The organism is Sporosarcina koreensis (assembly GCF_001531445.1).
Taxonomy (GTDB): domain Bacteria; phylum Bacillota; class Bacilli; order Bacillales_A; family Planococcaceae; genus Sporosarcina; species Sporosarcina koreensis_C.
Window position 1 is genome coordinate 1 of record NZ_LQYA01000134.1, and the last position, 243, is coordinate 243.

Genomic DNA, 243 nt, shown 5'->3' on the forward strand with positions numbered 1-243 from the left:
GGAACAGCTCTATATGGAAAGCTATCTGATCAGCTAGGCATTAAAAGGTTACTCCTATTTGGGATTATAATAAATTGCTTCGGATCGGTAATTGGGTTTGTTGGACATTCTTTTTTTCCCATACTTATTCTGGCTCGATTTATTCAAGGAGCTGGTTCAGCTGCATTTCCAGCACTCGTGATGGTTGTAGTTGCGCGCTATATTCCAAAGGAAAATAGGGGTAAAGCGTTTGGTCTTATTGGC

At 40.7% G+C, this 243-nt stretch carries 1 protein-coding gene; it reads left to right on the plus strand.

Going from position 1 to position 243, the window contains the following annotated elements; translation table 11 throughout:
* A partial coding sequence (locus AWV70_RS14260) for an MFS transporter (RefSeq protein WP_153009998.1) occupies window positions 1–243 on the plus strand: 243 nt, incomplete at both ends.